We start from the raw sequence: 4,998 nt of genomic DNA, 5'->3' as shown, positions 1-4,998 counted from the left end.
GTAAGCGCGAATTTCTCCGCACGTAGCGCGATGAAGTAAAGGACGTCACGCTTGCGTCCGCAACCTACACTTGCGGACGCAACCACGATGACACCTGACACGATTGACCTCGATTTCCTGCCGCTGAAGGTGACGCACCTGTCTCCCAAGGGCAAACGATCATTTGATCCTGATGGGAAGCGCCGCTTGGTCGAGGCATGCCTGCGCCCTGGAGCGTCGCTTGCGGGTTTGGCGCTGAAGGCTGGAGTGAACGCCAACCAACTGCGCAAGTGGGTCGAGATGTACCGGAGGGCGAGCGCAGTTGCTAGGGTGCCGAGGACGATCGAATCTGAACCTTCGGCGTTTGTTCCCGTGGTGACGATTGGAGGCGCGACGTTGAAGTCGGCGGAGACGGCGGAGTCTTTGACGGTACGTCGCGATTCTCCCCCAGCGCCGACGCCGGCGCCGTCGCAAGCGCGCCTGTCGGTAAGGTTGCCCAACGGCGTCGCGATTGATCTCGAATGCTCAGTGCAGGACGCGCCACTCGTCAAGGCGGTGATCGTCGCGTTGGGAGCGGGTTGATGTTCCGCTTTGACGATGGTCTGCGGATCTACCTACATCGCGAACCGATCGACTTCCGCTGCGGACTGAACACACTGGTGACGCTGGTCGAGCAATCAATGCATCTTGACCCGTTCGCGCGAGCCGTCTTTGCGTTTCACAATCGGAAGCGCGATCGCGTGAAGCTTGTGCTCTATGACCGGGCTGGATTCTGGCTCCTCATGAAGCGACTCGAGGCGGACCATTTTGTATGGCCCCGCCGCCAGCAGGCCGTGATTGAACTCAGCACCGAACAGCTTCACCTGCTGCTAGACGGTGTCGATGTCGACGCGGTGCGCCGTCATCCTGCGAGGCAGTACTGCCACGCAAGCTGAATTCCAGTATCACCGATGTTGCCGGTAAACAACGACCGGCCCGGTAGTTACAAATCTCCGTAAACCTGCGCGACGCCGTGCTTCGCTATTGTGAAGCGCATGAAAGCCCCTGAACTCTCGCGATTGCCGCGGGCCGCCAAGGCCTACATCCACGAGCTCGAAACCGGTCTCGCAGAACGCGACGCCAAAATCGGCGACCTCTGCAAGCGCCTCGATGCGCTCGAAGAGCAATATCGTCTTGCGTTGGCCCGACAGTACGCGCCGAAGAGCGAGAAGCGCAAGGACCGCGTGTTCAACGAGGCTGAAGAAGTCGCCGAAGCGGATCCGGTTGCCGAAGGCGACGCCGACGCGCCCACTCTACCGAACACCGGGTTGCCTGAGCTTGGGAAGCCCGAATCCCGCAAGCGTGGCCGCAAGCCGCTGCCTGCGGATCTTCCGCGCGAGCGTATCGAGTACGATCTGCCCGATGATCAGAAGATCTGTCCGTGTTGTGGCAAGGCAATGCACCGGATGGGCGAAGAAGTCAGCGAGCAGTTGCACATGGAGGTCAAGGTGTCGGTGTTGCAGCATGCGCGCTTCAAGTACGCGTGTCGTCACTGCGAGCATCACGGCACGCACACGCCGATCGTGGTCGCGCCGATGCCGGCGCAGCCCTTGCCTGGGAGCCATGCAAGTCCATCGATGATCGCCGCTGTTACGGCCGGGAAGTACGTCGATGGCACGCCGCTGTACCGGATGGAGGATGTGCTCGCGCGCTCGAACATCACGATCAGCCGCGGCACGCTGGCGAACTGGATCATCCGCCCCGCCGAGCTGCACTACAAGCGGATTTACGACGCGCTCAAGGCGGTTCTGCTGGGTCAGTGGCTGATTCACGGCGACGAGACTACGGTCCAGGTCCTCAAGGAAAAGGATCGAAAGGCACAGGACACGTCGTATATGTGGGTCTATCGAAGCGCCGAGGACAGCGAGCAGCCGGTCGTGTTATTCGAGTACCAGCCCGGGCGCGGCCAGGAATATCCGAAGGCCTTCCTTGGAAGCTACGCGGGCACGTTGATGACCGACGGGTGGCCGGCATGGCGGACGGTTAAATCGGCGACGCACCTCGGATGCCTTGCCCACGCGCGGAGAATGTTCACTGATGCGCTGAAAGGACAGAAAAACAAGCCCAGCGCTCGCATCATCAGGGCGCTCGAGTTCTTCCAGGCGCTGTACCAGGTCGAGGCGCTCGCCAAACAAAACTTGCCCGAGGGCGAGACGCTGGCCAATTACCGTTACCGCCTACGCCAGCAGCACAGCGTGCCGCTGCTGAGCGCCTTCAAGGCATGGCTTGACGAATTGGCACCGAAGGTTCTGCCCAAGAGTCTGTTCGGCGAGGCAGTCGGCTACTGCCGCAGGCAATGGCAGTATCTAATCCGCTACGTAGACGACGGGCGGTCTCCCGTGGATAACAATGTCATCGAGCGCGACATCAGGCCGTTTGCAATGGGGCGTTCATTGTGCACCTCCTTCCGAAACCTCGATAAACATAGGGATTTGTCCGTCGGCATCGTTGCGACACGGGCGATGTTTGCGTGCCAACGCCGCCGTAACAGCTTCGCTTTGCAGATCGCTTGCCCGGATTTGCCATGGGGCGTCAGGCATCACCTGCTCGGCAGGCAGCACTCGCTCCTTGATCAGACGGCGGATCACGTGACTGGTTACGCCAAGGCGTTTCGCTGCCTCGAACATCGTTAGCCACTCTCCATCCTTCTGCGCCGATTTGTAGGCGTGAATATCCCTTACCTGACGCATGGCGCTGACGCGCTTCGCCGTCCAGGTCATGCCCTGTCCGGTGCGAATGCCCATCCGGTTCAGCGATGCAGCGATATCCTGATCTGACCACCGGCCCACCATGCCGCGTATGACTGCAAGCGCTTCATCGGACGTACTGCACCCATGCTCACCGGTCTTCGGCTTGCGGATGCGGAGTTCGGAATGTTGGCCGCCTTGCCAGTGGATCGTCAGGGTGACCGCCCGTGCAGGCTCGTCGACATCGGCAACGATATCAACGATCAATGCGCGAACCAACTGCTGACGTGTGCGCATGGTGACGCCCGGCGCGCTCCACGCTGCGCGAAGATCCTCGGCGAGCTTCGTAAAGTCTGGCATGGGAGCCTGTCCCTCCGGTGCACCCGCCGTCTCCAGGCGCACCTGGCAGGCCTGTACACGGCGCAATGCCACTTCCCAGTTCTTCTCCAACTGCGCGGCAATCAGGCGGTTCTCGGGATCACAGGCGGCGTAGCGCCGCTCAGCCAGCGTGGCCTCATACCGTGCCTGCTGCAGTTCGAGCTCCATGATTCGCCGCTGCTCGTTCAGGGTATCCATGTGCATTTGCTCAGCCTGTTGTGCTGCTTCGATCGCCAATGGCTCCACGACACGTAGCAACTCCTCGCCGATTGCGGCATCGATACGTGAGCCGCCGAACGTCATGCATCGCGGCGGCATGTCGAAGCGATTGCATCGGTAGACTGCCTGCGGAATGCGCCCAGTATAGGCCACTGACAGGCGACGCCCGCAACGTGCGCAGGCAAGCAGGCCAGCAAGAAGCGCGCGCCCACCACGGCCGGATTTTACGTCGCCAGCCTTGCCGTAGGCATTGGCTGCAAGCTTCTCCTGGTTGCGCTCGAACTCGGCCCAGTCGATATAGCCGTCGTGATGCTCCCTGAGCATGACGTCCCAGGCCTCAAACGGCTTGCGGTGCTTGTAGCTCTTGCGCGCGCGACCTTCGACGATCGTCATCTGCTTGCCGCTCTTGCCATACGCGTAGACACCAGCATAGAACGGATTCTTGAGCACGGAGATCACGTTACGATATCGGATCGGGGTCCAATCGAAGTGCGTCAGCGTTCGGCCGTCGGACGGGCGCGGGAAGTGAACCTGCTCGGCCCTCATCGACAACAGGACCTGCCGCGCACTACCCAGTTGCTGGAAGCGGGTGAAGATCAGGCGTATGACTTCCTGTAACCGCGCATCTGGATCGAAACCCAGACCAACGTCACGATGCCAGACATAGCCAACCGGCACGCTGATACGCAACTCGCCACGCTGTGCCTTCTCGCGTTTGGCGTCAAGCATGCGCGTTCGAAGCACGTTGAGTTCGAACTCGCTGATGCTGCCCTTCATGCCAAGTAGCAGCCGGTCATTTGCTCGACAGGGATCGTATACACCGTCGAGATCGATTACTCTCGCTTCAACGAGACCACAGAGTTCGAGCAGATGATGCCAGTCACGCCCGTTACGGGCAAGACGTGAGGCATCCAGGCAAAGCACCGCACCGACATCGCCTGCGCACAACAATGCGACCAGGCGATCGAAGCCCGGCCTCGCAACCGTGCCGCTTGCCGAGCGCCCCAGATCATCATCGATGACTTCAACGTCGCGAAAGCCACGGCGCTTTGCTTCCTGAACGAGTTCATACTGTCGGCGCTGGCTCTCGACGTTCAGTTGGACCTGCGCCTGGGTCGATTGCCGGACATAAACCACGGCCTTGCGTTTGAGAAGATCTGCGGGCAAACGATCAACGTTCGTCATCGTCACACTCCTTCGCAGTCTTGATGCCGGCGGCCCGCATCAGCAGAATCGCAAGATGACTGAGTGCGTTTGCTCGTTGCACCATGCTCATCCCCTGGAGCTCGGGCGCATCGAACGTTATGCTCATCTGCTGCGGTATCGACTGCGACGATTGTTGACCTGCTGGAACGACGTTTGGCAGATTGCCCATTGCGTTTCTCCCGGACGTTGATGGAGCCGTCCTGGGAGTTTCCCCGCAAATGCCGATCGACCAGCAATTGATGCAGGTTATGCAGTGCAGCTACGGAAACTCTCGGTTCGCCGAGAACCATCGCCGAACATGTAGGGGCATCGAGCATCCACATCGCCATCAACTTGACTACGCCACCGTCCGTCTCCACGTGAACGACCGGGCTTCCGCCTCGATGCTCTACATCTCTGACTTTGACGCGACGCCTGTATAGCGGATGCCAGCGATAATGAACTTCGACTTCCTGCCCGATATGGGCAGAATGAACGGGCAATAGCCACC

The 4,998-nt window shown here is 60.4% G+C and carries 4 protein-coding genes and 1 pseudogene; 3 read left to right on the top strand and 2 right to left on the bottom strand.

The window, feature by feature from the left end; all coding sequences use genetic code 11:
• Positions 1–87: 87 nt before the first annotated feature.
• The 3 genes and pseudogenes from tnpA to tnpC form a co-directional block, all read left to right on the top strand.
• Positions 88–561 (top strand): IS66-like element accessory protein TnpA, encoded by a 474-nt coding sequence (gene tnpA / locus AWB65_RS34115; RefSeq protein WP_062639244.1) that lies wholly within the window; start codon positions 88–90, stop codon positions 559–561.
• Positions 561–914: an IS66 family insertion sequence element accessory protein TnpB gene (tnpB, locus tag AWB65_RS34110; protein ID WP_062639243.1), complete on the top strand. Its 354-nt coding sequence runs from the start codon at positions 561–563 to the stop codon at positions 912–914. The genes tnpA and tnpB overlap by 1 nt, the downstream gene beginning before the upstream one ends.
• Positions 915–1,013: 99 nt before the next feature.
• A pseudogene (gene tnpC, locus AWB65_RS34105) lies at positions 1,014–2,408 on the top strand (IS66 family transposase); the annotation flags it as partial.
• On the opposite strand, the gene AWB65_RS34100 reads toward tnpC, so the two are convergent.
• Positions 2,409–4,487: a recombinase family protein gene (locus AWB65_RS34100; RefSeq protein WP_087660640.1), complete on the bottom strand. Its 2,079-nt coding sequence runs from the start codon at positions 4,485–4,487 to the stop codon at positions 2,409–2,411.
• Positions 4,474–4,677 carry a hypothetical protein gene (locus AWB65_RS34095; protein ID WP_083973451.1) on the bottom strand — a complete coding sequence of 68 codons (204 nt, stop codon included), beginning with the start codon at positions 4,675–4,677 and terminating at the stop codon, positions 4,474–4,476. The genes AWB65_RS34100 and AWB65_RS34095 overlap by 14 nt, the downstream gene beginning before the upstream one ends.
• Between the last annotated feature and the right edge of the window lie 321 nt (positions 4,678–4,998).

Source organism: Caballeronia humi, from assembly GCF_001544475.1.
Lineage (GTDB): Bacteria > Pseudomonadota > Gammaproteobacteria > Burkholderiales > Burkholderiaceae > Caballeronia > Caballeronia humi.
This window is presented reverse-complemented; position numbering and strand designations above follow the sequence as displayed.